General features: G+C 73.1%; 20 protein-coding genes and 1 riboswitch. Of the genes, 10 read left to right on the top strand and 10 right to left on the bottom strand.

Annotated features, from left to right (window positions below; translation table 11 throughout):
• Positions 1-131: 131 nt before the first annotated feature.
• Positions 132-677 (bottom strand): pyridoxamine 5'-phosphate oxidase family protein, encoded by a 546-nt coding sequence (locus ACFQRD_RS06385; protein WP_377020227.1) that lies wholly within the window; start codon positions 675-677, stop codon positions 132-134.
• Positions 678-834: 157 nt separating this feature from the next.
• Positions 835-2,274 (bottom strand): MFS transporter, encoded by a 1,440-nt coding sequence (locus ACFQRD_RS06390; protein WP_377020228.1) that lies wholly within the window; start codon positions 2,272-2,274, stop codon positions 835-837.
• A 609-nt stretch (positions 2,275-2,883) separates the two neighbouring features.
• On the opposite strand from ACFQRD_RS06390, the gene ACFQRD_RS06395 reads away from it, so the two are divergent.
• From ACFQRD_RS06395 to ACFQRD_RS06410, 4 genes are all read left to right on the top strand, one after another.
• Entirely contained in the window at positions 2,884-3,996 is a 1,113-nt protein-coding gene (locus ACFQRD_RS06395) for an ABC transporter substrate-binding protein (protein ID WP_377803648.1), read from the top strand.
• Positions 3,997-4,028: 32 nt separating this feature from the next.
• Entirely contained in the window at positions 4,029-4,976 is a 948-nt protein-coding gene (locus tag ACFQRD_RS06400; protein WP_377020230.1) for a carbohydrate ABC transporter permease, read from the top strand.
• Entirely contained in the window at positions 4,973-5,923 is a 951-nt protein-coding gene (locus tag ACFQRD_RS06405; protein WP_377020231.1) for a carbohydrate ABC transporter permease, read from the top strand. The genes ACFQRD_RS06400 and ACFQRD_RS06405 overlap by 4 nt, the downstream gene beginning before the upstream one ends.
• A 70-nt stretch (positions 5,924-5,993) precedes the next feature.
• The gene (locus ACFQRD_RS06410; protein WP_377020232.1) at positions 5,994-8,360 is read left to right on the top strand and encodes a TIM-barrel domain-containing protein; all 2,367 of its coding nucleotides are present in this window, start codon (positions 5,994-5,996) and stop codon (positions 8,358-8,360) included.
• Between the two features lie 13 nt (positions 8,361-8,373).
• On the opposite strand, the gene ACFQRD_RS06415 is transcribed toward ACFQRD_RS06410, so the two are convergent.
• On the bottom strand, positions 8,374-9,417 hold the full coding sequence (locus ACFQRD_RS06415) for a LacI family DNA-binding transcriptional regulator (protein ID WP_377020233.1): 1,044 nt from the start codon (positions 9,415-9,417) through the stop codon (positions 8,374-8,376).
• A 78-nt stretch (positions 9,418-9,495) separates the two neighbouring features.
• Between ACFQRD_RS06415 and ACFQRD_RS06420 the strand changes: the two genes are divergently transcribed.
• Entirely contained in the window at positions 9,496-11,406 is a 1,911-nt protein-coding gene (locus tag ACFQRD_RS06420; protein ID WP_377020234.1) for a glycoside hydrolase family 2 protein, read from the top strand.
• A gap of 86 nt (positions 11,407-11,492) precedes the next feature.
• On the opposite strand, the gene ACFQRD_RS06425 is transcribed toward ACFQRD_RS06420, so the two are convergent.
• From ACFQRD_RS06425 to ACFQRD_RS06435, 3 genes are read right to left on the bottom strand one after another with little or no spacing between them, the layout of a single operon-like run.
• Positions 11,493-11,969, bottom strand: a complete 477-nt coding sequence (locus ACFQRD_RS06425; protein WP_377020235.1) for an NUDIX domain-containing protein — start codon at positions 11,967-11,969, stop codon at positions 11,493-11,495.
• A gap of 38 nt (positions 11,970-12,007) precedes the next feature.
• Positions 12,008-13,873, bottom strand: coding sequence for a carboxyltransferase domain-containing protein (locus ACFQRD_RS06430; RefSeq protein WP_377020236.1), 1,866 nt, complete (start codon positions 13,871-13,873; stop codon positions 12,008-12,010).
• Positions 13,870-14,637, bottom strand: a complete 768-nt coding sequence (locus ACFQRD_RS06435) for a LamB/YcsF family protein (RefSeq protein ID WP_377803596.1) — start codon at positions 14,635-14,637, stop codon at positions 13,870-13,872. Before ACFQRD_RS06435 ends, ACFQRD_RS06430 begins: the two co-directional genes overlap by 4 nt.
• A 105-nt stretch (positions 14,638-14,742) precedes the next feature.
• Here ACFQRD_RS06435 and ACFQRD_RS06440 point away from each other — a divergent pair, with 105 nt between their 5' ends.
• Positions 14,743-15,561, top strand: coding sequence for a hypothetical protein (locus tag ACFQRD_RS06440; RefSeq protein ID WP_377020238.1), 819 nt, complete (start codon positions 14,743-14,745; stop codon positions 15,559-15,561).
• A gap of 97 nt (positions 15,562-15,658) precedes the next feature.
• On the opposite strand, the gene thiE is transcribed toward ACFQRD_RS06440, so the two are convergent.
• Positions 15,659-16,336, bottom strand: a complete 678-nt coding sequence (thiE, locus tag ACFQRD_RS06445) for a thiamine phosphate synthase (RefSeq protein ID WP_377020239.1) — start codon at positions 16,334-16,336, stop codon at positions 15,659-15,661.
• A gap of 126 nt (positions 16,337-16,462) precedes the next feature.
• Positions 16,463-16,569, top strand: a riboswitch (TPP riboswitch).
• Between thiE and thiO the strand changes: the two genes are divergently transcribed.
• The 4 genes from thiO to ACFQRD_RS06465 all read left to right on the top strand — a co-directional run bounded on the left by thiO (position 16,564) and on the right by ACFQRD_RS06465 (position 20,095).
• Positions 16,564-17,766 carry a glycine oxidase ThiO gene (thiO, locus tag ACFQRD_RS06450; RefSeq protein ID WP_377020240.1) on the top strand — a complete coding sequence of 401 codons (1,203 nt, stop codon included), beginning with the start codon at positions 16,564-16,566 and terminating at the stop codon, positions 17,764-17,766. It overlaps the preceding riboswitch by 6 nt.
• Positions 17,763-18,005, top strand: coding sequence for a sulfur carrier protein ThiS (gene thiS / locus ACFQRD_RS06455; RefSeq protein ID WP_377020241.1), 243 nt, complete (start codon positions 17,763-17,765; stop codon positions 18,003-18,005). The genes thiO and thiS overlap by 4 nt, the downstream gene beginning before the upstream one ends.
• 3 nt (positions 18,006-18,008) lie before the next feature.
• Entirely contained in the window at positions 18,009-18,899 is an 891-nt protein-coding gene (locus ACFQRD_RS06460) for a thiazole synthase (protein ID WP_377020242.1), read from the top strand.
• Entirely contained in the window at positions 18,893-20,095 is a 1,203-nt protein-coding gene (locus ACFQRD_RS06465) for a ThiF family adenylyltransferase (protein WP_377020243.1), read from the top strand. The genes ACFQRD_RS06460 and ACFQRD_RS06465 overlap by 7 nt, the downstream gene beginning before the upstream one ends.
• 53 nt (positions 20,096-20,148) lie before the next feature.
• Here the strand turns inward: ACFQRD_RS06465 and ACFQRD_RS06470 are convergent, their stop codons facing one another.
• The 3 genes from ACFQRD_RS06470 to ACFQRD_RS06480 all read right to left on the bottom strand — a co-directional run bounded on the left by ACFQRD_RS06470 (position 20,149) and on the right by ACFQRD_RS06480 (position 23,838).
• Positions 20,149-21,306 carry an NAD-dependent protein deacetylase gene (locus ACFQRD_RS06470; RefSeq protein WP_377793611.1) on the bottom strand — a complete coding sequence of 386 codons (1,158 nt, stop codon included), beginning with the start codon at positions 21,304-21,306 and terminating at the stop codon, positions 20,149-20,151.
• Positions 21,303-22,223, bottom strand: coding sequence for a DedA family protein (locus ACFQRD_RS06475; RefSeq protein WP_377020245.1), 921 nt, complete (start codon positions 22,221-22,223; stop codon positions 21,303-21,305). The genes ACFQRD_RS06470 and ACFQRD_RS06475 overlap by 4 nt, the downstream gene beginning before the upstream one ends.
• Positions 22,224-22,539: 316 nt before the next feature.
• Entirely contained in the window at positions 22,540-23,838 is a 1,299-nt protein-coding gene (locus ACFQRD_RS06480) for an ABC transporter substrate-binding protein (protein WP_377803597.1), read from the bottom strand.
• Positions 23,839-23,863 lie beyond the last annotated feature (25 nt).

Consider the following 23,863-nt stretch of genomic DNA (forward strand, 5'->3'; position numbering starts at 1 on the left):
AGCGGGTGCCGTGGCCATATACGCCACGGCACCCGCTATGTCGCCAGTAGTCGGGCGTCCCCATGGTCGACGACGCCCGACCCGCGAACCTCGGCGCAGTCCGCCAGGTCACGCGCGCCGAGGTCGAGGCGTCACTGAGGCAGGCCTGGCAGGCCGTCGATACTGTGGGTGTTCTTCTCGGCGCGGTAGCGCTCCATGCCGTCCTCGCCCTTCTTCTCGGCCTGCAGCCGGAGCAGGTCGCGCTCGCCGCTCATCTCCATGACCGGCACGCCCCAGCCGCATGAGTCGCTGATCCGCGTGACGTCGACCGTGATGACGGCCCGTGTGCTGGGATGCGCGGGGTGGAGTGCCACGACCTCGTCGAACTCCGTGTCTCCCGGGACGAAGACACGGCCGTTGCCGTGCAGGCGCACGATGCGTGGCCGTGCCTCGAAGGAGAGGAACATCAGGCACACGCGCCCGTTCTCGCGGAGGTGCGCGATGGTCTCGACGCCGCTGCCGGTGTAGTCGACCCAGGCGACGCGGTGCGGGCCCAGCACGGAGAACGAATCATGGCCGCGGGGCGAGACGTTCACGTGCCCTTCGGCGCCGAGAGGGGCGGTGGCGACGAACCACATCGGCTGCTCGGCGATCCAGCCCCGGAGACCCTCGTCGATGGAGTCGAAGACTTTTGCCATGGCACGAGGCTACGGGGTGAGGCCCGTCGTCCCCGTGTGCCGGAAGGCCGATGCGTCCGCGGTCGCGATGGCACCGTCGGGCGGCCCAATGGTCGACGACGTCCGCCCCGCGAACCTCGGCGCAGTCCGCCAGGTCACGCGCCCCGGGGTCGGGCCGTCACTCCGCCAGCGCCCGCCCCCGCTGCTCGGGCAGGGTGAACGCGGCGCCCGCCGCCAGGGCGAAGGCCACCGCGAAGACGGCGAAGGACAGCACCTGCCCGCCGGTGGCCAGCAGCAGCGGCACCATGAACGGTGCCAGCAGCGAGGCGATGCGACCGAAGCCGGCCGCCGCGCCGGTGCCCGTGCCCCGCACGGCCGTGGGGTAGAGCTCCGGGCCGATCGCGTACAGCGCGCCCCAGGCTCCGAGGTTGAAGAAGCTCAGGCAGCAGCCGGCCACGATGATCAGCACCTCGGTGTCCGCCAGGCCGTAGGCGGTGGCGGAGAGGGCGGAGCCGGCCAGGAACAGCGTCAGCGTCCAGCGGCGCCCGATGACCTCGATCAGCCACGCGGAGACGGCGTAGCCGGGCAGCTGGGCGAGGGTGATGATCAGCGTGAAGGTGAACGACTGGGTCAGGGTGAAGCCGCGATCGACCAGCAGCGTGGGGATCCAGATGAAGGCCCCGTAGTACGAGAGGTTGATGCAGAACCACACCGCCCACAGCCCGGCGGTACGGCGGCGCAGCAGCGGCGACCAGATCCCCCCGGCGGTCTCGGAGCTGAGGGGATCGGCGGGCGGCGGTTCGGTGGTGACCCGCGCGGCGGGCGCTGCGGGCGACTCCGGGGAGACCTGCTGCGAGGACTCGGAGGAGTCCTGCTCAGCGGCCACCGGGGAGGCGAGTCCGGCCGAGTCCTCGAACCCGCGCACGATGGTCTCGGCCTCGTCGTGACGGCCCTGCTTCTCCAGGAAGCGCACCGACTCCGGCATCCCCAGGCGCACCACCACCGAGTACAGCGCCGGCACCAGACCGATGGCCAGCGCCCAGCGCCAGCCCGTGGGCCCGGAGGCGGCCACGAACGTCCCGATCACCGCGGCCAGGATCCACCCCAGGGCCCAGAACGCCTCGAGCCACACGACCACGCGTCCGCGAATACGGGCCGGGGCGAACTCGCTCATCAGGGTCGAGGCGACAGGCAGCTCGGCCCCCAGTCCCAGGCCCACCACGAAGCGCAGCAGGATCAGCACGCCGACGCCCATCGCCAGGGCGGAGGCGCCCGTGGCCAGGCCGTACACGAGCAGGGTGAGGGCGAAGACGCTGCGCCGGCCGAGGCGGTCGGCGAGCAGCCCGCCCAGGCTCGCCCCGATGGCCATGCCCGCGAACCCCGCCGAGGCGATCAGCGAGCCGTCGCCCTTGCTCAGCTCCCAGTGGACGCTGAGGGCGGCGATGACGAAGGAGATCAGGCCGACGTCCATCGCATCCAGCGCCCAGCCGATGCCGGAGGCGCCCAGCATCCGCCCGTGCTTGCGGGTGAAGGGCAGGCGATCCAGGCGCTGCGACCTGGTCAGGGGGCGGGCGGCGCCGACGGGGGAGGCGTCGGGCGAGGCGGGGGTGGGGCTCATCGTCATCTCCGGGATGGCTGGGCGGTTCCCGAGCCATGATGGCGCACGCCCCACCGGGCGCAACCCCCTCTCGGGGCCCCGCGCGGCCGATCGCGCACGGCCGGCCCCGCAAGACTCCTGGTCACTGTGATAAAAAGCCTCGAAGGTCTCGGATCCGTTGCGAAAGTCCGCCCGCGGCGTGTCCGGGCGCGAGGCGGCCACCGTCGGCAGCGTCGCGTGTCTCACATCACGTCATGCTCACGTGGGAAGACCGTTTGACAGCCGGTTTACAGCGCTGCAAACTTGGCCGGGCGTGGCAACCGCGGTCGCGGACGCACTGCCCGGTCTCCTCGACCGGCCGGTGCCCGCGGCCGAGGAGGATTGCCCGACGTCGGCGCGAGCACGCGCGACGACGACGCGTGACGGTGCGCCCGAGGAGGCCCGATAGTGCGAACGAGAACACGTGGTGGACCAGAGCAGGTGGCCCGGCGAGGATTCCTCGCCGGCGCCGCAGGAGGCCTCGGCGTGGGCGCGCTCGCCCTGGCCGGCTGCTCCAGTGGAGCCGCGAGCGGAGGCAGCCTGCGCTTCTTCATGCAGAAGTAGGAGGTCATCGGGTACTTCGGTGACCTGCTGACTCAGTTCGAGAGCGCCCATCCGGGCACCTCCGTCGTCCACGACTCCACCACGGCGATCGCCCCGCAGTTCGTGCGCGGGGACCCGGCGGATGTCGGCTGCTTCAACACCAACCTCGAGCTCGCCCGGTACATCGAGCGCGGCGTGCTGCGCGACCTCTCGGATCTGCCGTCGGCCGCTCGGATCCGCGACAGCATCGGCGTGCTCGCCACCCAGTACGCCGACTACCCCGGCCGCACCAGCGTGCTGCCGTACTCCCTGGCCGCGGCCGGTGTCATCTACAACAAGACGATCTTCGCCGAGCACGACCTGCCGGTGCCGGAGACCTGGGACGAGTTCGTCGACGTGTGCACCGAGCTGCAGAAGGCCGAGATCACCCCGATCTACGCCACCGACCGCGACACCTGGACCCTGTGGCAGGGCCTGTTCGACTACTCCGTGGGCAGCCTCGTCGATCCCGCGGAGTTCTTCGCGAAGATGACCGAGATCGGCGAGGACGTCGGCCCCGACTCGGAGGTCTCCTTCGAGAAGGACTTCGCCGTGCCCATGGAGCGCGCGAAGACCATCTCCTCGTTCTTCAACCCCGACCACGCCACCCGGTCCTACGCCGACGGCAACCTCGCCTTCGGCAAGGGCGAGGCGGCGATGTACCTCCAGGGGCCGTGGGCACTGGGCCAGATCGCGCTGATCGACGAGACGCTCGACATCGGCACCTTCGCGCTGCCGGTGACCAACGACCCGGCCGACCGGCAGGCGCGCGTGAATGTCGACCTGGGGCTGTGGATCCCCGAGGAGGCGCAGGACGTCGAGACCGCGCGCGAGCTCGTCGAGTTCCTCATGCAGCCCGAGATCATCGACGCCTACAACCGCGACAACCTCGCCTACTCGACCACGAAGGACGCGCCGCCGCAGACCGATGAGCGGCTGGAGGGCCTGCAGGCCTACGTCGACGAGGCCGCGTTCTACCAGGGCGCCGGCACCTTCGTGCCCACCTCGATCCCGCTGGGCAACTACCTCCAGGCTGCGATCCGCAGCGGGGACTTCACCACGATGCTGCGCCAGCTCGATGCCGACTGGCGCCGCGTGGCCGGCCGGGACGCGACGGTCTGAGCGCCATGGCACACGTCGATCCAGGAGCGAACATGACCACCACCGACACCACGTCCGCCACCCGCGGCACCCGCGCCACCCGCGGCAGCAGCGCCGGCCGCGGCTCGCGCCGCCACGGGCCGCGCACCGATCTGATCCACTACCTGTTCCTCGTCCCCGCCCTGCTCGCCTTCACCGGGTTCGTCGTGGTCCCGGCGAGCGTGGGCATCTTCTACAGCTTCACCGACTACGTCGGCTTCGGCGAGTGGAAGCTGCTGGGGCTGGCGAACTACCAGGCCCTGTTCTCCGATCCCTCCATCCTCAGCTCCTACTCGTTCACGCTCGGCTTCGCGCTGGTCACCGTGGTGGTCACGCAGACCATCGCCCTCGCGCTGGCGATCGCGCTGACCAAGCGGGTGCGGTTCGCGGCCGGGCTGCGCACGATCTTCGTGATCCCAATGGTGGTCTCCGGCATCGTCGTGGCCTACGTGTTCAACTATCTGTTCTCCAACACCGTCCCGGCGCTGGCGACCGCGCTCGGCATCGGGCCGCTCCAGGAGAGCATCCTGGGCAACCCCGACCTCGCGTGGCTCTCGATCGTGATCGTCACCGCCTGGCAGACGGTCCCCGGGGCCCTGCTGATCTACACCGCCGGGCTCACCTCCATCCCGGACGACCTCTACGAGGCCAGCTCCCTGGACGGCGCCTCCACCTGGAAGCAGCTGTGGGCGATCACGCTGCCGTTGATCAGCGGCTTCGTGCTGATCAACACGATCCTCGGGGTGAAGGGCTACCTGGGCGCCTACGACGTCATCGTCGGCCTCACCGGCGGCGGGCCGGGAACCTCCACCCGCAGCGTGGCCATGAGCATCTTCTCCGGCTTCACCGGCGGTGAGTACGCCTACCAGATGGCCAACGCGACGATCTTCTTCGTGATCACGGTCCTCATCTCCGTCGTGCAGCTGGTCGTTGTACGAGGAAGGAACCTCCGACTCGCATGAGCACTCTCGACACCGCCTCCACCGGCACCGGCCCGGCCGCTCCGTCCCTCGCCGGCGCCCCGGCCGGCGCCCCGGGCGGCAGCACGCCCTCCGGTCCCGGCCGCACCGGTCTCCTGCGCCACCGCAATGGCCGGGCGAACTGGCCGCTGACGATCCTGCTCGCGCTCGCCGCGCTGACCGTGATCATCCCGCTGTACGTCACGGTGGCGATGGCCTTCAAGACCAGCCCGCAGTCGGCCGACGGCAACGCTCTCTCCCTGCCCAGTCCCGTCAATCCGGGGAGCTTCGCCGAGGCCTGGAAGCTGACGCACTTCCCCGTCGCCTTCGGCGTCTCGGTGCTCGTGTGCGTGCTGACGGTGGCGCTGACGCTGCTGCTGAGCTCGCTGGCCTCCTACTCGATCGTGCGCAACTGGCACCGGCGGTTCTTCCGCTGGTCGTTCATCTACCTGCTGGCCGCGATGTTCCTGCCGTTCCCGGTGGTGGCGCTGCCGCAGATCAAGCTCACCGCGCAGCTGGGTCTGGACAACCCCGTCGGGGTGGCGATCCTGCACGCGATGTTCCAGCTCTCCTTCTCCGTGCTGCTCTACTCGGCCTATCTGCGCTCGATCCCGGGCGAGCTCGAGGAGAGCGCCCGCATCGACGGCGCCTCGACCTGGCAGATCTTCTGGCGGATCATCCTGCCGCTGCTGGGCCCGATGAACGCGACCGTCGGCATCTTCGCCTTCCTGGCCTCCTGGAACGACTTCATGCTGGCCTCGCTGATCACCTCGAACCCGCGCCTGCAGACGCTGCCCGTGGTCCAGAACATCTTCCAGAGCGACTTCGGCACCAACTACAACGTCGCCTTCGCGTCCTACTTGATGGCGATGGCGCCGACGGTCATCGTGTACCTCATCGCCCAGCGCTGGGTGATCAGCGGCATCACCCAGGGCGCCGTGAAGTCCTGATCCCCGATATCCCGGGGCCGTGCGGCCACGGTCGCCCGCCCTCCCCGTCGCAGACCTACCAGGAGCCAGCATGACCCCCTCCCGGCACGATGCCGCGTCCCTGCCCGTCGTCCGTCCCTTTCCCGGCACCGACCCGGTGGCCCACCCCGAGGCCGTGGTCACGGGGGAGAACTGGCGCATCAGCGTCCTGGCCGACGGGCTGTTCCGGCTGGAGTGGAGCGAGGACGGCGGCTTCGAGGACCGTGCCTCCACGTTCGCGATCCGCCGGCGCCTGGAGGTGCCGGAGTTCTCGGTGGTCCGCAGCGGCGCCGGGGTCGAGATCAGCACCGGCCGTGCTCAGCTGCGCTACGACGGGCAGCGCTTCTCCGCGGCGGGGCTGAGCGTGGAGACCCTGGGCCCGGATGCGAACCGGTGGACCTACGGGCAGGAGCCGCGCGACCTCGGCGGCACCGGCCGAACCCTCGACGACGTCGACGGGCGGATGCCGCTGGAGCCGGGCATCCTCGCCCGCGACGGCATCACCATGCTCGATGACAGCGACTCGTTCCTGTTCGAGGCCGACGGATGGATCGGCACCCGCGCCCCGGGCCGCCGTGACCTCACGATCTTCGCCTACGGGCGCGACTACGACGCCGCGCTGGACGCGTTCTACGCCGTCTCCGGGCGCCCCTCGCTGCTGCCGCGCTGGGCACTGGGCAACTGGTGGAGCCGCTACCACCCCTACAGCGCGGAGAGCTACCTCGAGCTGATGGACCGCTTCGAGACGGAGCAGATCCCGTTCTCGGTCGCGGTGATCGACATGGACTGGCACCGGGTCGAGTCCGTCCCCTCCCGCTTCGGCAGCGGCTGGACCGGGTACTCCTGGGAGCCCTCGCTGTTCCCGGACCCGGCGGGCTTCCTCGAGCAGCTGCACCGGCGCGGCATGCGCACCACGCTGAACCTGCATCCGGCCGACGGCGTGCGCGCCTTCGAGGACGCCTACCCCGAGATGGCCCGCGAGCTGGGGATCGATCCGGAGACCGAGCAGACCATCCCCTTCGATCCCACCGACCGCGACTTCCTGCGCGCCTACTTCGACCACCTCCACCACCCCCTCGAGGAGCAGGGCGTGGACTTCTGGTGGATCGACTGGCAGCAGGGCAGCACCAGCCGCCTGCCCGGGGTGGACCCGCTGTGGCTGCTGAACCACTTCCATCAGCTGGACTCGGCCCGCGACGGCGGCGCCGGGATGACCTTCTCCCGCTACGCCGGCCCCGGCAGCCATCGCTACGCCGTCGGCTTCTCGGGCGACGCCGTGGTCTCCTGGGACTCGCTGGCCTTCCAGCCCGAGTTCACCGCCACCGCCGCGAACATCGGCTACGGCTGGTGGAGCCACGACATCGGCGGCCACACCCGCGGCATCCGCGACGACGAGCTGGCCACGCGGTGGGTGCAGTTCGGCGTGTTCTCGCCGATCATGCGCCTGCACTCGGCCAACAACCCTTTCATCCGCAAGGAGCCGTGGACCTTCCCGGCCGGCCACCGGGCCGCGATGGGCGAGGCCCTGCGGCTGCGGCACCGCCTGGTGCCCTACCTGCACACCATGAACCACCGGGCGGCCGACGGCACCCCGCTGGTGCGGCCGCTGTACCACCTCCATCCCCGTCGCGACGAGGCCTACCGGGCCCCGAACGCCTACGCCTTCGGCTCGGAGCTGGTCATCGCCCCGATCGTCTCGCCCCGCGATCCGGCCAGCCTGCACGGCAGCGCGCGCACCTGGCTCCCGCCCGGCCAGTGGATCGACATCTTCACCTCCGCCGCCTACGCGGGGGACCGGATCGCGGACCTCCACCGGCCACTGGAGACCATCCCCGCCCTGCTCCGCCCCGGCGGCATCCTCCCGCTCGCGGCCGAGGACCAGCTCGACGTCACCCAGAACCCCGACACGCTCGAGCTGCTCCTGAACCCCACGGCCGACGGGACCTTCGAGCTCGTCGAGGACCGCGAGGGCGCCGAGCACGACGTCGGCCGCACCCGGCTGAGCTGGGAGGCCGCCACCTCCACCCTCCGGATCGCTCCGGTCGAGGGCGAGGCGGGCGTCGTCCCGCAGCAGCGGACCTGGCGGATCACCGTGCTGGGCGAACCGGCCACCGGGCAGGAGGTCGCAGAGCGCTCGCCGGGCCGCTTCAGCGTCGATCTCCCGGTGCAGGCAGCAGACGGTGCGGTGCTGGAGCTGGCCGGGCCCCCGCGCATCGGCCTCGATGCCCGCCGCGTGGTGCGCGAGGTGCTCGAGCAGGCCCAGGCCGGCAACCCCGAGAAGCTGCGCGCCTGGGAGATCGTCTCCCGGGACGCGCCGGTGGCGGAGCGGATCGCCGAGCTGGAGACCGTCGGCCTGCCCGCCTCGCTGCGCGCCGTGATCATCGAGCTGCTCGGCAGCATCCAGCCCGGCGAGGCCTGAGGCTCGCCCGCTGTCAGTCGTCCGTGCTCGGCTCGTCGACCGACCCGTCCGGGTAGGGGGCGCTCTCTCCGACCAGCAGCCGGTGGCCGACCGTGCGGTGCCGGCCGGGCCCGTCGTGCCCTTCGATCCGCTCGAGCAGCAGCTCCAGCGTGCTCTCGGCGAGGGCGACGGTGTCCGGCGCCACGGACGTGAGACTGGGGGCCAGGCTCGCCGCCAGACCGATCGCATCCCACCCGATCACGGCGATGTCGTTCGGGGCCTCGAGCCCGCGCAGGCGCATGGCCCGCAGGGCACCGAGAGCGGCGAGATCGTCGCGGCACAGCAGTGCATCGATCTCCAGGCCCGTATCCAGCGCTCGTCCGAAGGCCGCCTCGGCCCCCTGGGCGTCCCCGACTCCGCGGGGGACCAGGAGTGAGTCCTCGGCGGCCAGGCCGGCCGCTTCCAGCCCGTCGCGGTAGCCCTGCAGGCGCAGCAGCGAGGTCTGCGACAGCGCAGCGGGCTCGTGCCCGAGGAAGCCGATGCGGCGGCGGCCGAGGGCGACCAGGTGCGCAACCGCCTCGGCCGCTGCGCGGACGTTGTCGATGGCGACCTGGTCGGAATGACGCGGGCGCTCGGCCTCGCCGAGGAAGACGACCGCGGTGTCCCCGCGCAGCTCGTCGAGCTCGGCCGGGGTCAGGTCCTGGGGGTGGATGATCACGCCGTCGACCACCCCGGCCTCGCGCCCGCGCACCGCGGAGCGCTCGCCGTCGGCCGTGCCGCCGGTCTCCTCGAACAGCAGGTGGTAGCCACGAGCCGCGCAGACCCGGGAGATGACGTGGGCGAGCTCGGCGAAGTAGGGCCGGCGCAGGTCGGCGAAGGCGAAGGCCAGCATGTTCGACCGGCCCGTGGCCAGGCTGCGCCCGGAGACGTTCGGGCGGTAACCCAGCGCATCGATCGAGGCCTGCACCCGGGTGCGCATGGGGTCGCTGACGTGCTGATACCCGCGCACCACATTGGAGACCGTCTTCATCGAGACGCCCGCGTGGTCGGCGACGTCCTGCAGCGTGACCCGGCTCATCCGTCCAACGGTACCCGGACCGCGACGTTTCCGGATCCCGATTGACCGGGAGTTTCCAGCGCTGTAAATTCGGCGGGCATGAGCACCGCTGACGCCTCCGCAGACCCCGCCGGCCCCGTCGAGCCTGCGGGCACCGCAACCACTGCCGGCCCCGCCGACGGAGCCGCCCGCCCCGCGCCGACGCCGGCCAGCCGCCAGGACGGCTCCTACCCGAGGCCGCAGCTGCTGCGGGAGCAGTGGGCCGACCTCACCGGGACCTGGTCCTTCCGCCATGACGACGCGGACGTCGGCCTCGCCGAGGGCTGGAGCCGCGGGTTCGACCGGCCGCGCGAGATCCAGGTCCCCTTCCCGCCGGAGTCCGAGGCCTCGGGGATCGCCGAGCCCGGCTTCCATCCGGTCGTGTGGTACTCACGGACCATCGGAGCCACGGAGCTGGCCGAGGCCGGCTCCGGTGACGACGCGCCCCGTCTGCTGCTGCACTTCGGCGCTGTCGACTACCGCGCCTCGGTCTGGATCGACGGGCAGTTCGTCGGCGAGCACGAGGGCGGCCACACGCCGTTCAGCTTCGACGTCACGGAGCTGCTCGCGCCGGAGGGCGAGCACCTGCTGGTCGTCCGCGCCGCCGACGATCCGCTGGATGTGACCCAGCCGCGCGGCAAGCAGGACTGGCACGAGGAGGCGCATGCCATCTGGTATCGCCGCACCACCGGCATCTGGCAGACGGTGTGGCTCGAGGCTGTCCCCGACGTCTCCGTGCGCGACCTGCGCTGGAGCCCGGCGACACCCACGACCCAGTCCCTGACGGTCCGGTTCCGCGGCACCCCGCCGGCCGGGTCCCGCCTGCGGGTGACGCTGCGCTTCCTCGAGCGTGAGGAGGACCTCGGCACGATCGAGGTCGAGGCCACGAATGCCCGCCCCACGCTCGAGCTCACGGTCCCCGTCGCGCGCCAGCGCAACGGCCAGGCCCAGGACGAGCTGACGTGGTCTCCCGAGAAGCCCCGTCTGGTCGACGCCGAGGTCACCCTGCTGGATGGCCGCTCCCGCCCGCTGGACCTGGTCACCAGCTACTTCGGGATGCGCTCGACCGCCGTGGGCGGTGGGGCGTTCCTGCTGAACGGCCAGCCCTACGACGTCCGCAGCGTGCTGGACCAGGCCTTCTGGCCGGAGTCCCACCTGGCGGCGCCCGAGCCGCTGGCTCACCGCCGCGAGGTGGAGCTGATCAAGGCGCTCGGGTTCAACGCGGCCCGCATGCATCAGAAGATCGAGGACCCGCGCTTCCTGTACTGGGCCGACCGGCTCGGTCTGCTGGTCTGGGGCGAGGCGCCGGGGGCGTACGAGTTCTCTGCCCTCGCCGTCCAGCGGCTGACCTCGGAGTGGATGGCGGCCGTCGAGCGGGACGTCTCCCATCCCTCGATCGTGACCTGGGTGCCGTTCAACGAGTCCTGGGGCATCCAGCACGTCACCGACGACCCGGCCCAGCAGGCCTACGCCCGGGCGCTGACCGATCTCACGCGCGCTCTGGACCCCAGCCGCCCCGTGGTCTGCAACGACGGCTGGCAGCAGCAGAACACCGACATCCTCACGATCCACGACTACGAGGGCGACGGCGCCGCCCTGGCCCGCACCTATGCCGACGAGGCCGCCCGCACGCGCGCCGTCGAGGGGATCGCGCCGTCCGGCCGGTTCCAGCTCGTCGGCGGCGCCGAGGACCACGGGCAGCCGGTCATGCTCACCGAGTTCGGCGGCGTGAACTATCAGGACGGGACCCGGCGGGCCGACGGGTGGGGCTACACCCGCGCCACCGACGGCGAGGACTGGATCGAACGGATCACCGCGCTGTACGACGGGATCCGGGCCAGCAGCTTCCTGTCCGGCTCCTGTTACACGCAGCTGACCGACACCATGCAGGAGACCAACGGGCTGCTGAATGCGGACCGCACCCCGAAGATGCCGATCTCGGAGATCCGCCGGGCGGTCACCGGCAGCTGAGCGCGCCCGGGCAGGCCGGTCAGGCCTGCCACGGCGCGTCCGGCTCGGCACTGGATCAGGTCAGCGCCTCGGACCAGACCGGCCCGTCAGAACAGGTCGGGCTGGGCCTCGCCGCGCAGGACGGCCAGGGCGCGGCGCGCGCGGGCCCCTCCCCAGGGGGAGAGGATGTCGGCGTCGGCCTCGTCGATCAGTGCCCAGTCGTCGAGCTCGGAGGCCTGCGGCACGATGTTCGCCTCCAGCTCGGCGCGGGGGACCACCCCGGCGTCGAAGACGAAGTGGACCGCCATCGGGGCGCTGCGCGCCGGGTCCGCCGGGGACCAGTTCGCCGCGAGCAGCCGGCCCACCTCGAGGTCGAGCCCGAGCTCCTCGAGCACCTCCCGCTGCGCGCACTGGCGGGCATCCTCGCCGGGGTCCACGCCGCCGCCGGGCAGCAGCCAGTGATCGCGATAGTTGGGCTTCTCGACCACGAACCGGTCGTCCTCGTCACGCAGGATCACAGCCCCCGAACTGATGACCTTGGGCAGGGAGGCGAAGTAGGCGGGATCGGGCAGCAGTCGCGGCATGGCCCCATCGTGTCACTGTCGGCGTGTCACTGTCGGCGTCACTCTGCGCGTACGAAGCGCACGGTCACCCCGGGCGCGGCCTGCGCCAGGAGATCGAGCCCGGTGCGGGTGGCCACCGCGATCACGGGGTAGCCGCCGGTGGTGGGGTGATCCGGGCCGAACACGACCGGCAGCCCCGAGGGCGGCACCTGGATCGCCCCGAGGACCATCGCCTCGCTGGGCAGACTCGCCGCGCCGTCGGGCACGGGCAGGGGAGTGCCGTCCAGGCGCACGCCGATGCGATCCGAGTCCGGGCGCACCGTCCACTCCGTGGCGAGCAGCGCCTCCAGGGCCGACGGGCCGAGCAGGTCATCGCGCGGGCCGGGATGGATCGGGATCTCGAGCGGTGACGGGGCGGGCAGGGAGTCCCCGCCGGCGGGAGCATCGATCACCAGCAGCGCGATCTGGCCGGGGACCGCATCGAGCCCGCGCACGGGACCGGCCAGCAGGAGGTCCCCGGCGGCCAGCGGCTCGGGGCCGAGACCGGAGAGGGTGTCGCGCGAGCGCGACCCGAGCACCGCCCCGCCGGTCGGGGTCGCCGCTGCGGCCCTGCTCGCGTCGCCGGCCCGGCCGACGGTCCCGTCGGGCTGCTCCGCCGAGGCGTCGGTCTCGCCGGAGCGCTCGGACCGTCGCACCGCGCGGATCCCGCCCCGGACGGCCAGGACCAGGCGCAGTCCGGCCGCCGCTGGCCCGAGCTCGACCTCGTCGCCGCGGTCCAGGGCGATCGGGGCGCCGCGTCCCTCTCCGGCGGTGAGGTCGAGCGGGGCGGCCTCGGGGTCGTCCCGCCGCACCGTGAGCCGGGCCGGGGCCCCGGCCACCGCGATCACCGTGGCGGCCGACGCACGCAGCCGCAGCGGTCCCACCAGCGTCTCGAGCACGGTGGCGTGGGCGGGGTTGCCCACCGCGAGGTTCGCCTGGACCAGGGCGCCGCGGTCGAACGCTCCCGACGGGCTCACGCCGATCGCGCCGCGACCGGGCCGGCCGTCGTCCTGGAGGAGGGTGAGCGGACCGGGGGAGAGGACCTCCAGCGCCGGGGTGCCCTCGGTGTTCGGCGTCCCGGTTGCGCCTCGCCGTCGGGTGAGCCGGGCGGGCGCGGCCGCGGCCTCGCGCCCGGCGCGCGCGAGGGTCGTGGCCGGCCGGGCGGTCCGCGCCGTCGGCCGCTGCGCGGTGAACCGCACCCGGGTGCCGGGCGTCAGCAGGGCGGGCGGCTCACGGCTGGGATCGAAGAGGTCGACGTCGGTGCGGCCGATGAGCTGCCAGCCGCCGGGGGAGGGGCGCGGGTAGATCCCGCAGTAGCGGGAGGCGAGGCCGACGGCGCCGGCCGGCACGGTGGCCCGCGGTTCGGTGCGGCGCGGCACCTCCCACGGAGGCCCGGCGGTGCGTCCTGCCCCGGCAGTGCGTCCTGCCCCGTCGGGATCCCCCGCCTCGTCGGCCACGAGATAGGCGAAACCGGGGGCGAAGCCGCCGAAGGCCGCGGTCCAGGTGGTCGCGGTGTGGGAATGGATCAGCGTCTCGGTGCTCATGCCCAGCAGTTCGGCGGTCTCGACGAGATCCTCCCCGTCGTAGACGACGCCGATCCGGTGCTCCGTGTCCCCGGCCGATTCGCCCGGAGCCGCGCGCAGGTGCTGAAGCAGCTCCGTCAGCTCCCGCAGGTCCCGCGCGACGGAGCCTCGAAGCAGCAGGGTCCGCTCCGCCGGGACCAGCTCGATCAGGGCAGGGGGAGCCAGCCCGCGCACCGCGGCCGCGGCGGCCAGCACGGCACGGGTGTCGGGGTACTCGGCCAGGATCGCGGTCTCCCCGGCCCGGTGCACGCGCAGCGGCGGGGCCAGCAGCCATCCCGCCTCGGGCGCGGCGGCGCCGGTCACAGCGCCGCCTCCAGGTGCACGCCCGCCGCCTCGAGCCGGTCCCGGACGGTGCGGGCCAGCGCGACCGCCCCGGGAGCGTCCCCGTGCAGGCACAGGGAGCGGCACGGCAGGTCGAGCCCGCTGCCGTCGGCCGTGCGCACCCGTCCCTCGGAGGCGATCGACAGTGCCTGCTCGGCGACCGCCTCCGGGTCGGTGAGCACAGCGCCCGGACGACTGCGCGGCATCAGGGTGCCATCGCCCAGGTAGGCGCGGTCGGCGAAGCCCTCGAGCACCACCTCGATCCCGGCCTCCCGTGCCCTCTCCACGACCACGGCGCCCGGCGCGGCGACCAGCGGGAGGTCCCCGAGGTCGCGTAGCGCCTGGATCACGGCGCCGGCCTGGGCCTCGTGGCGAGCCAGGGTGTTGTACAGGGCGCCGTGGGGCTTCACGCCCCGCACCGCGGTGCCCTCGGCGCGGGCCATCGCCTCCAGCGCGCCGACCTGGACGATCAGCAGATCGGTGAGGTCGGCCGGGGCGATGTCCAGGAATCTCCGGCCGAAACCGGCCAGGTCCGGGTAGGCGACGTGCGCGGTGATCGCGACCCCGTGCTCGGCGGCGGCCCGGCAGGCGGCGCGCATCGTCCCCGGATCCCCGGCGTGCCCTCCGCAGGCGATGTTCGCCGTGGTCACCACCTCGAGCATGGCCGCGTCATCACCCATCGACCACGCGCCGAAGCCCTCACCCAGATCGGCGTTGAGGTCGCACACGGGATGGTCGGCGCTCATGCGGCTGCTCTCCTTCGCTCTGCCCGCCACGACGACGGGGTCACCGCTCATTGTCCGCGCACGGCGCCGGCGCGGCCAGGGGTGACGGGCGGTAGTGTCGCGGCCATGAGCGAGCGCCCGACCGACCAGACCGATCCGTCGCCGCGCGCGGGCTCCTCGGCGCCGGACAGCTCCGCCGCGCACCACGTCCTGGACCAGGCCGACGGCGGCGAGCCCCGCCGGCTGCTGTCGCTGAGCGATGAGCAGCTGGCCGGTCTCGACGGGCACCAGCAGCCCCAGTTCACCGCCATGCCCTGGCTCGACCAGCGCCCCGACCAGGCCGCCGTCGCGGCCGACGTCGGACTGCGCTCGCTGATCGCCGACGGGCGGGTCAGCGCTGCCCGGGACGGGGCGACCGGGCGGCTGCGATGGGTGGCCGGCACCGAGCTCCGCGGCTGCCAGCTGCTGCGCCGCACCGCCGCGCGATTCGCCACCGCGGAGCGCACGGTGCAGTCCGAGAGCGGCCCGCTGGTCAGCCGCGCGTACTACTACGTCCATGAGACCGGTGTGCTCGAGGAGGAAGTGACCCCGTCGGGCATCCACCACTTCACACCGTTGCGGGTCGAGCAGGTCCCCGCCCGGATCGCCACGCTGATCGACCCGAACTCCGTCGCCGGCCAGGGCGGCGCCCCGGTCACCGTGCGCCGCACCGAGCTCGCCTCAGGACACCCGCTCGCCGCCCGGCTCGCCGACACCCGTGCCCAGAGCGTGCTGACCACAGTGCACGCCGACGACGACAGCGTGCAGCAGGTCAGCGTGTATGTCACCGGCAGCGAGGTGCTCACGATGGAGGCGCTGGACCCGGCCGCCGAGGACCCGCCGCTGGAGTTCCGGCCCGTCGACGCGGGCGACCTGGTCGCACTCGCCGCGGCCGTCGTCTCCTGAGCGCCTCCCGCAGGATTCGCCGGCCCGCGCGCGGCCCATCGCGCTGGTCAGAGGCTTCCGCGGGGCCCCTCAGCTCGTGAGGACGTCTCAGCGTCGGTCAGCTCGTGAGGGCGTCCCGCAGCGTCCGGGCCGCTGCCTCGGGATCGTCGGCCTCGGTCACGGCGCGGACCACCACGATCCGCTCGACACCGGCGCCGAGCAGCTCGGGGACACGTTCCGCGTCGACTCCGCCGATGGCGAAGAACGGCTTCGCGTCCCCCGTCCGCTGGGCGGCGGCGCGCGGCAGGTCGAGGCCGACGGGGGCGCGGTCCGGCTTCGTCGGCGTCGCCCACACCGGACCGGTGCAGAAGTAGTCCAGACCCGCATCGGCGTCGGCCGCCTCCATCTGCTCGATGGTGCGGGTCGAGCGGCCGATCAGGACGTCGCGGCCCAGCAGCGCACGGGCATCCAGCGTGCTCAGGTCGCCCTGGCCGAGGTGGAGGATGTCCGCGCCGGCCAGCGCGGCGACGTCGGCCCGGTCATTGGCCGCCAGCAGCGTGCCGTGCGCGTCGGCGATCGGCCGCAGCGCCCGCAGGGCCTCGACCTCGGCGCGGGCCTCGGCCGCCTTGTCCCGCACCTGCAGGATGTCCACTCCGCCGCGGAAGGCGGCCTCGGCGAAAGCCAGCAGGCCCTCGAGCCCGCGCGAGAGGTCGACGCAGACGTACAGGCGGGAGGCGCGCAGGGCTTCGCGGCGCCGGGCACCGGCCTCGCTGGTCGCCGACGAGTGAGCGTTCATGGGCACAGCCTGGCACAGAGCGTGACCGGGACCCGGAACCTCCGGCCTGCCGGCGCCGTGCCGCCGGCACCGTGCCGCAGGCACTGGCCCGCCGGCTCGTCGGCGTCTGCGCCGGCGCGTAGACTCGAGGGGTTCCGTGGGAGCCCGAGACGCCGGGCTGAGAGGGCGCAGCGCGCCGACCACCAGCACTGGATGCGGATCATGCCGCCGTCAGGAGGAATCTCAGGATGCGTGCCATGCATGTCGCCGTCATCGGCGCGGGCATCGTCGGCCTGCTCACCGCCGCCGAGCTGCGAGCGCGTGGTCACCGCGTGGAGATCCACGCCGAGGGGGTCGCCGACGGGGCCACGTTCGCGGCCGCCGGGATGCTCGCCCCCGCCGCGGAGATCCAGGTCGGGCAGGGCCCGCTGTGGGCCATCATGCGCGAGGCCTCCCAGGCGCACCGCGATCTCGCGAGCCGCCTCGCCGCGCGCACCAGCGTGGACCCCGGCTACCGGGACGATTCGACCGTGATGATCGGACGGGACCACGCCGACGCCGCCGCGCTGCGCGACCTGGCCGAGATCCAGCGCTCCACCGGAGCGGCCGTCCGCGAGCTCACACCCCGGGAGCTGCGCCGTCTCGAGCCCGCCCTGGCCCGCGGCATCGCCGGCGCGCAGCTGATCGAGCACGACCACCAGGTCGACCCGCGGCGCCTGGCCGCCGCCGTCCAAGACATCCTGGCCGGAGCGGGCGGACCCGGGGACGGCCCCGCCGTTGCCATCCACCGTCGCCGCCTCACCTCGCTCGAGGAGATCGACGCCGAGCGGATCGTGCTGGCCGCAGGGCTGGGTGCGGGAGAGATCGCGGGCCCGCACCGCCGCCTCGGCCTCGCCCTGCGCCCCGTCCACGGCGACATCCTGCGCGTGCGCGTGCCGACCTCGCTGCTGGCCCCGGGCGAGGACAACCTGGTGGCCCGCACCGTGCGCGCCACCGTGCGGGGACGATCCGTCTACCTGGTCCCGCGCGCCGATCGCCACCTGGTCATCGGTGCCACCAGCCGCGAGGACGACCTCGCCGGCACCTCCACCGGCGGCGTCCACCAGCTGCTCCAGGACGCGATCGAGATCGCCCCGTCCGTGCGGGAGACCGAACTGGTCGAGGTCACCACCCGGGCACGCCCCGGCACCCCCGACGACCTCCCGCTGCTGGGCCCCGTGCCCGGCGATGACCGCGTGATCGTCTCGACCGGCTACCACCGCCACGGGATCCTGCTGTCCGCTTGGGCCGCCCAGCGCACCGCCGAGCTGCTCGAGGACCCCGCCGCGCCCCGCTCGCAGCTGCTCGACGCGGTCCGGCCCGAACGCTTCACCATCCCACCGCCGACGGCGTCCCTCCCGCCATCCCCCGTACCCAGCGCCACCGCCTCATCCGCCCAGGAGAACCCATGAATCTGTCCCTGACCGTCAACGGCGACGAGGTCGCACTCCCGCCGGGAAGCACCGTCCGCGACCTGGTCAGCTCCCGCCTCGGCCAGGAGATCGGCGAGGACGGCCGCGCGAGCGACGGCAGTCCGCTCGGCGTCGCCGTCGCCCTGGACGACACCGTCGTGCCCCGCACCCGCTGGGCCACGACGCCCGTGCCCGATGGCGCGCGCTGCGAGTTCGTCACCGCCGTGCAGGGAGGCTGACCCATGACCCGTCCCTCCGCACGTCCCGACCTCGCCGACGACTCGTTCACCATCGCCGGCACGCCCCTGACATCGCGCCTGATCATGGGCACCGGCGGGGCCACCGACCTCGCCGCGCTCGAACGCGCCCTGGTCGCCTCCGGCACCGCGCTGACCACCGTCGCGATGCGCCGCTTCTCCGCGGCCACCGGCAACTCGGTGTTCACGCTGCTCGAGCGGCTCGGGATCAAGGTGCTGCCCAACACCGCCGGCTGCTTCAGCGCCCGCGACGCCATCCTCACCGCGGAGCTCGCCCGTGAAGCGCTGGAGACGGACTGGATCAAGCTCGAGGTCATCGCCGACGAGGACACCCTCCTGCCCGACGGCATCGAACTGGTCGAGGCGACCGCCGAGCTGGTCCGGCGCGGCTTCACCGTGCTGCCCTACACCACCGACGATCCCGTCCTGGCCCGTCACCTCGCCGACGCCGGCGCCGCCGCGGTGATGCCGCTCGGCTCACCGATCGGGACGGGCCTGGGCATCCTGAACCCGCACAACATCGAGCTGATCACCGCCCAGGCCAGCGTCCCGATCGTGCTCGACGCCGGGATCGGCACCGCCTCGGACGCGGCGCTGGCCATGGAGCTGGGATGCGACGCCGTTCTCGTGGCCAGCGCCGTCACCCGCGCCCAGGACCCCGAGGCCATGGCCCGGGCGATGGACTGGGCCGTGCGCGCGGGACGCGCCGCCGCCGGGGCGGGACGGATCCCGCAGCGCCGCCTGGCGCTGGCCTCCTCCAGCTTCGAGGGACTCATCGAGAGCGACGCCGTCGACGCCGACGATGCCGGGGACACCGAGGCGGTCGGCGCGGCCGGGGCGCCCGCCGCGACCGGACGGATGGCCGAGTCATGGTGAGCGCAGTCCCCGGCCGCAGCCCGTCGGCCGCCGTCTCCCACGGCCAGAGGCTCCCACCGCTCGCCGAACCCGGCCCCGAGCTGACGGCGGAGCAGATCGAGCGCTACCGGCGCCAGATCACCCTCGACCAGATCGGCACCCTGGGCCAGCGCCGCCTGCGCGCGGCGCGGGTGCTGCTGATCGGGGCCGGCGGCCTGGGCAGCCCGGCGCTGAGCTATCTCGCCGGAGCCGGGATCGGCACGATCGGCATCATCGATGACGACGACGTCGACGTCTCCAACCTCCATCGCCAGGTCATCCACGGCACTGAGGACGTCGGCACCCCGAAGGTCGCATCGGCCGCCCGCGCCGCCCATCGGCTGAACCCCGAGGTCGCGGTCGAGGCGCACCACCAGCGGCTCAGCCCGGAGGGTGCTGTCGACCTCGTCGGGCGCTACGACGTGGTCGTGGACGGCTCGGACAACTTCGCCACCCGCTACATGGTCGCCGATGCCAGCGAGATCACCGGGGTGCCGATGGTGTGGGCGGCCGTGCTGCGCGGCCAGGGACAGGCCAGCGTGTTCTGGCCCGGCCGCGGCGCCCACTACCGCGACCTGTTCCCCGAGCCCCCGGCCCCCGGGGACGCACCCTCCTGCGCCGAGGCGGGCGTGCTGGGCTCCCTGCCCGGACTGCTGGGGACGATCATGGCCGCCCAGGTGATCCAGCTGGTCACCGGCACCGGCGACCCGCTGGTGGGGCGACTGCTGCTGTGGGACGAGGCCACCAGCAGCTCGCGCACGCTGCGCCTGGAGCTGGACCCGGATCGCGCCCCGGCCACCCGGGTGCAGGTCCCGGCCGCCGCGGACCCCGTGTGCCGCAGCGGCGGTCCGGGGCCGGAGGAGACCCTCGATGCCTCCGCGCTGCGGGAGCTGCTCGCGCGGAGCGCGGGGATCACGCTGATCGATGTGCGCGAGGACTGGGAGGTCGCCGCCGGCACCATCGAGGGGGCAGTGCACGTGCCGGTCGGGGAGATCCTCGAGCATGGCGCGGACGCGCTTCCCGACGGCACGCTGGGTACCGAGACCGTCCTGTACTGCCAGGCCGGGTCACGCTCAGCCCGGGCCCTGGAACGGCTGCGCGGATCCTGGCACGGGCGCAAAGGGCGCCTGCGCCACCTCGAGGGCGGCTATTCGGCCTGGAGCCCGCAGGGCCGCTGACCCTGCGCAGGGCGGCTGACGCCGGGCAGGGCCGCTGACCCCGGGCCGACCTGTCAGGAACCGGACCCGGCCCCGGTCGCTCGCGCCCACACGGCGAGCACCTCCTCGATCCGCCCGTGCAGGCGCACCGTGGCGTCGGGGTCCGCTCGGGTGGGGCCGTCGTTGAGGATGACCACCGGCTTTCCCTGTCGGCCGGCGGCGCGCACGAAACGCAGTCCCGACTGCACCGAGAGGCTCGAGCCGAGCACCAGCAGCGCGTCGGCCGCCTCGAGCGCTGCGAACGCCGCCGCGACCACCTCGCCTCGCGCGGACTCGCCGAAGAACACCACGTCGGGCTTGAGGATCCCGCCGCACAACGGGCAGCCCGGGTAGCGGAACCTGCTGGTGCGGTCCACCTCGGCGTCCCCGTCGGGCGCCTGGGCGGCGTCGGCCGCCAGCTCCGGCAGCCGCGCCGCCAGCTCCGGATTCATCACCAGCATCCGTGAGTGCAGCGTCGCGCGGGAGGTGAGGGTGCCGCACTGCTGGCAGCGCACCCGGTCCAGGCGACCGTGCAGGTCGATCACCGGATGGGAACCGGCCGCCTGGTGGAGGCCGTCGACGTTCTGGGTGATCACCCCGGTGGTGGTGACGGCGGGGCCGGCCAGGGCGGCCAGCAGGTGGTGCGCGGGGCCGGGGCGGGCCCGGGCGAACTGCTCCCAGCCCACGGAGGACCGCGCCCAGTAGCGGCGGCGGGCCAGGTCGCGGCCCATGAATTCCTGATAGGTCATCGGCGAACGGGGCACGGCGTCGCGGCCGCGGTAGTCCGGCAGTCCCGAACCGGTGGACATCCCCGCACCGGTCAGCACCGCCACCGGTTTCCCACGCAGCAGATCGAGACCCGCCTCGATATCCGCCATCGGGCTCTCGAGCCCGTACTGCGCGCTGGACATCGGCCCCCAGGCGGCCCGGCGACTGTGACGCGGGGAACGTGCTGGGGCGGGGGAGTGGCCGACGGGAGCGGCGGTCGAGAACCAGCGGCCGACGTCTCCCGCAGGGCCGGCCCGGCCCGTGTCCGCCGCATGCGCGCGAGGATCGGCATCGGCCGCGTGCCGTGCCCGGCCGGAGCCCGTAGCGGAACCGGTCCGGCCGGCGCCCGCCGCGGAACCGGTCCGGCCGGCGGAGGCGCCGGTTCCGGGGCGACCGTCCTCGACGGGGTCGTGCGCGGTGCTCATCTCTCCAATGTAGGCCGCACGCGCCCAGGACCGGGACCGCTGCGGTGACCGGCATCAGGATCGGGGCCGGTCCCGGGGTCGGCGCGCACCTCGTTCTCGCAGTCGGCGCCGGTCCCCGCGCCGCTGCCGCGCTCGGCATCGGCCCGGCTCCCGGGATCGGCGGCGGGGAAGGGCGCGGCGCCGCCCGTGCCGTCGGCCCCGGCGGCAGGCTGGTTCTCGCTCTGTGTCCGGCGCCGGCCCTCGCCCTCGTCGTCGGCGGGCTCCTCGGCCCGGTCCTCGTCCTCGTCGAGCGCCGTCTTCTCGCCGTCGGCGAGTTCGCGCGAGCCCCGCACCCGCTGGATGATGAAACCGATCAGCGCCAGGATCCCGATGCCCGCGAGGATCGAGGAGTAGATCCGCACGAACGCTTCGAGCGCCTCCCCGCCGGCCTGGCCGAAGAAGTACCCGGCGATGACGAACGCGGCGTTCCAGATGCCCGAGCCGAGCCCGGTGGCCAGGGCGAACAGGGAGACGGGCATCTTCTCGATCCCCGCCGGGATGGAGATGAAGGTGCGCACCATCGGCACGAAGCGGGCGATCGCCACCGCCGGGAACCCCCACCTCTCGAAGAACCGCATCGCGACGTCGACGTCCTTGGTCTCCATCAGCGGGATCCGGCGGACGAGGGCCTGCGTGCGGGCCAGGCCCAGTGCCCGGCCGACGGTGTACACCCCGAGCCCACCGACCACCGATCCCAGCGTGGTCCAGAACAGCGGCACCAGGAAGCTCTGCCCGTTCGCCGCGGCGCTGACCCCGGAGAACGGCAGCAGAATCTCGCCGGGGACCGGGGGGAACAGTGCTTCGGCGGCGATGACCAGGGCCAGTCCCGGCCCGCCGAGGAAGTCCATGAGGCGGAGGGACCACTCGGTGAAGTTCATGCCCGTCTCCGTCCGCCCGGCCAGTCGTGTCAGGGCACGTTAGCGCTCCGGTGTGTCGCGGAGTTTAACGGCGCGTGGCCGGCGGCGACCCGGGGCCGGGCGCGCGCCGTCGCCGTGGCGGCCCGGGGCGTCGGAGGAGCACCCCCTCTGCAGGGCCGCTTCGACCTCCCCATAACGGCCTCCGGGAGGGGGCGCTCGCAGCGGGTCCGGTGCCAGCAGCGGGCGGGGGCTCGCAGCGGGCAGGGTGCCGGCAGCGGGCGGGGGCTCGCGGCGGGCAGGGTGCCGGCAGCGGGCGGGGTGCCGGCAGCGGACGGGGTCATCCCTCTACGGCCGCCACGGCCTCCTCGTGCCACGCTTCCGCGGCGTCGGCGGGAGTCGCATCACCGAACAGCACGGCGTTCTGGTGGCGCGGGGTGATCTCCTCGACCGCGGTGGACCCCGCGGGACCGATCCAGGTCTGTTTCAGGTCCATCTCGCCGAGTGCGGAGATGTACTCGACCTCGCGCTGTGCGGTCTCGGAGAGCTCCTCGAGGATCGCCTGGCGCACCGATTCGATGGCCGGGACCCCGCGGTCGGTGAGGATGAGCTTCGCGGCGTCCGGGTCGCTGACCAGGAAACTGACGAACTTCGCGGCGAGGTCAGGGGACGCCGTGCGAGCGGAGATCGTGTAGAACTGGGAGGACTGCAGCCAGGCGCCCGGCTCCTGCGACTCGCCGGGGATCTTGACGATCTCCAGGGCGGCGCCGGAGGCCGTGGCCAGGGCGGTCAGAGAGCTGGACCAGTCGAGGGCGAAGCCGGCGAGCCCGCGGCCCATGAGGGTCTGCTCGGGCCCGACATCGGTGAGCTCCACGATCTGCTCGGCGCTCGGGCTCGCCCCGGAATCGATCAACGATGTCGAGTACTCGAAGAACGCCTCCACGGTCTCGGCACTCACACCGATCTGCCCGTCCTCGGTGTAGAGGATCTCCCCGTGCTGACGCGCCCATAGGTCCACCGAGTCGTGCGTGAACACCGTGCCGGACCCGAAGGTGCCCTCGGGGCTGCCCTCGCTCACGGCTGTGGCGATCTCGCGGTAGTCCTCCCAGGTCCAGGTCTCCGTATCGGGCATCTCGACGCCGGCGGCCTCCAGCACGGCAGGATTGACGATCATCCCGGGGGCGTTGATGCCCGTGGTCACGGCGTACTGGATGCCGTCGACCTGACCGTTGGTCAGAGCCACGTCGTCCATCTCGGAGAGGTCGAGGGTGTCTTCGACGGTGCTGAGGTCAAGCAGGACGTCGCGGGCGACGTACTCGGCGGGATAGGCACCGCCCATCGTGATCACGTCGGGCTCGTCCCCGGCGGCGACCGACGTCGCGAGCCGGTCGAAGTAGCCGGCGAGGTCCGCGGGCTCACCGCTGATGGTGACGTCGGGGTTGCGCTCGATGAACAGGTCGATCACGGCTTGGGTGGTCTCGGCGCGTTCAGGATTCCCCCACCAGGAGAAGCGCAGCGAGTCGCCGCCGTCCTCGCCCGAGCCTCCACCGCCGCTGTTGGGGCCGCAGGCGGCCAGACCGCTCAGGGCGAGGGCGCCGAGGGGCACCGTGGTCATCGCGGTGCGTCTGGTCAACGTCATGGTTCCTCCTGCATGCGGGCTGCCT

This window comes from Brachybacterium sp. GCM10030268 (genome assembly GCF_042666305.1).
Classification (GTDB): Bacteria; Actinomycetota; Actinomycetes; order Actinomycetales; family Dermabacteraceae; genus Brachybacterium.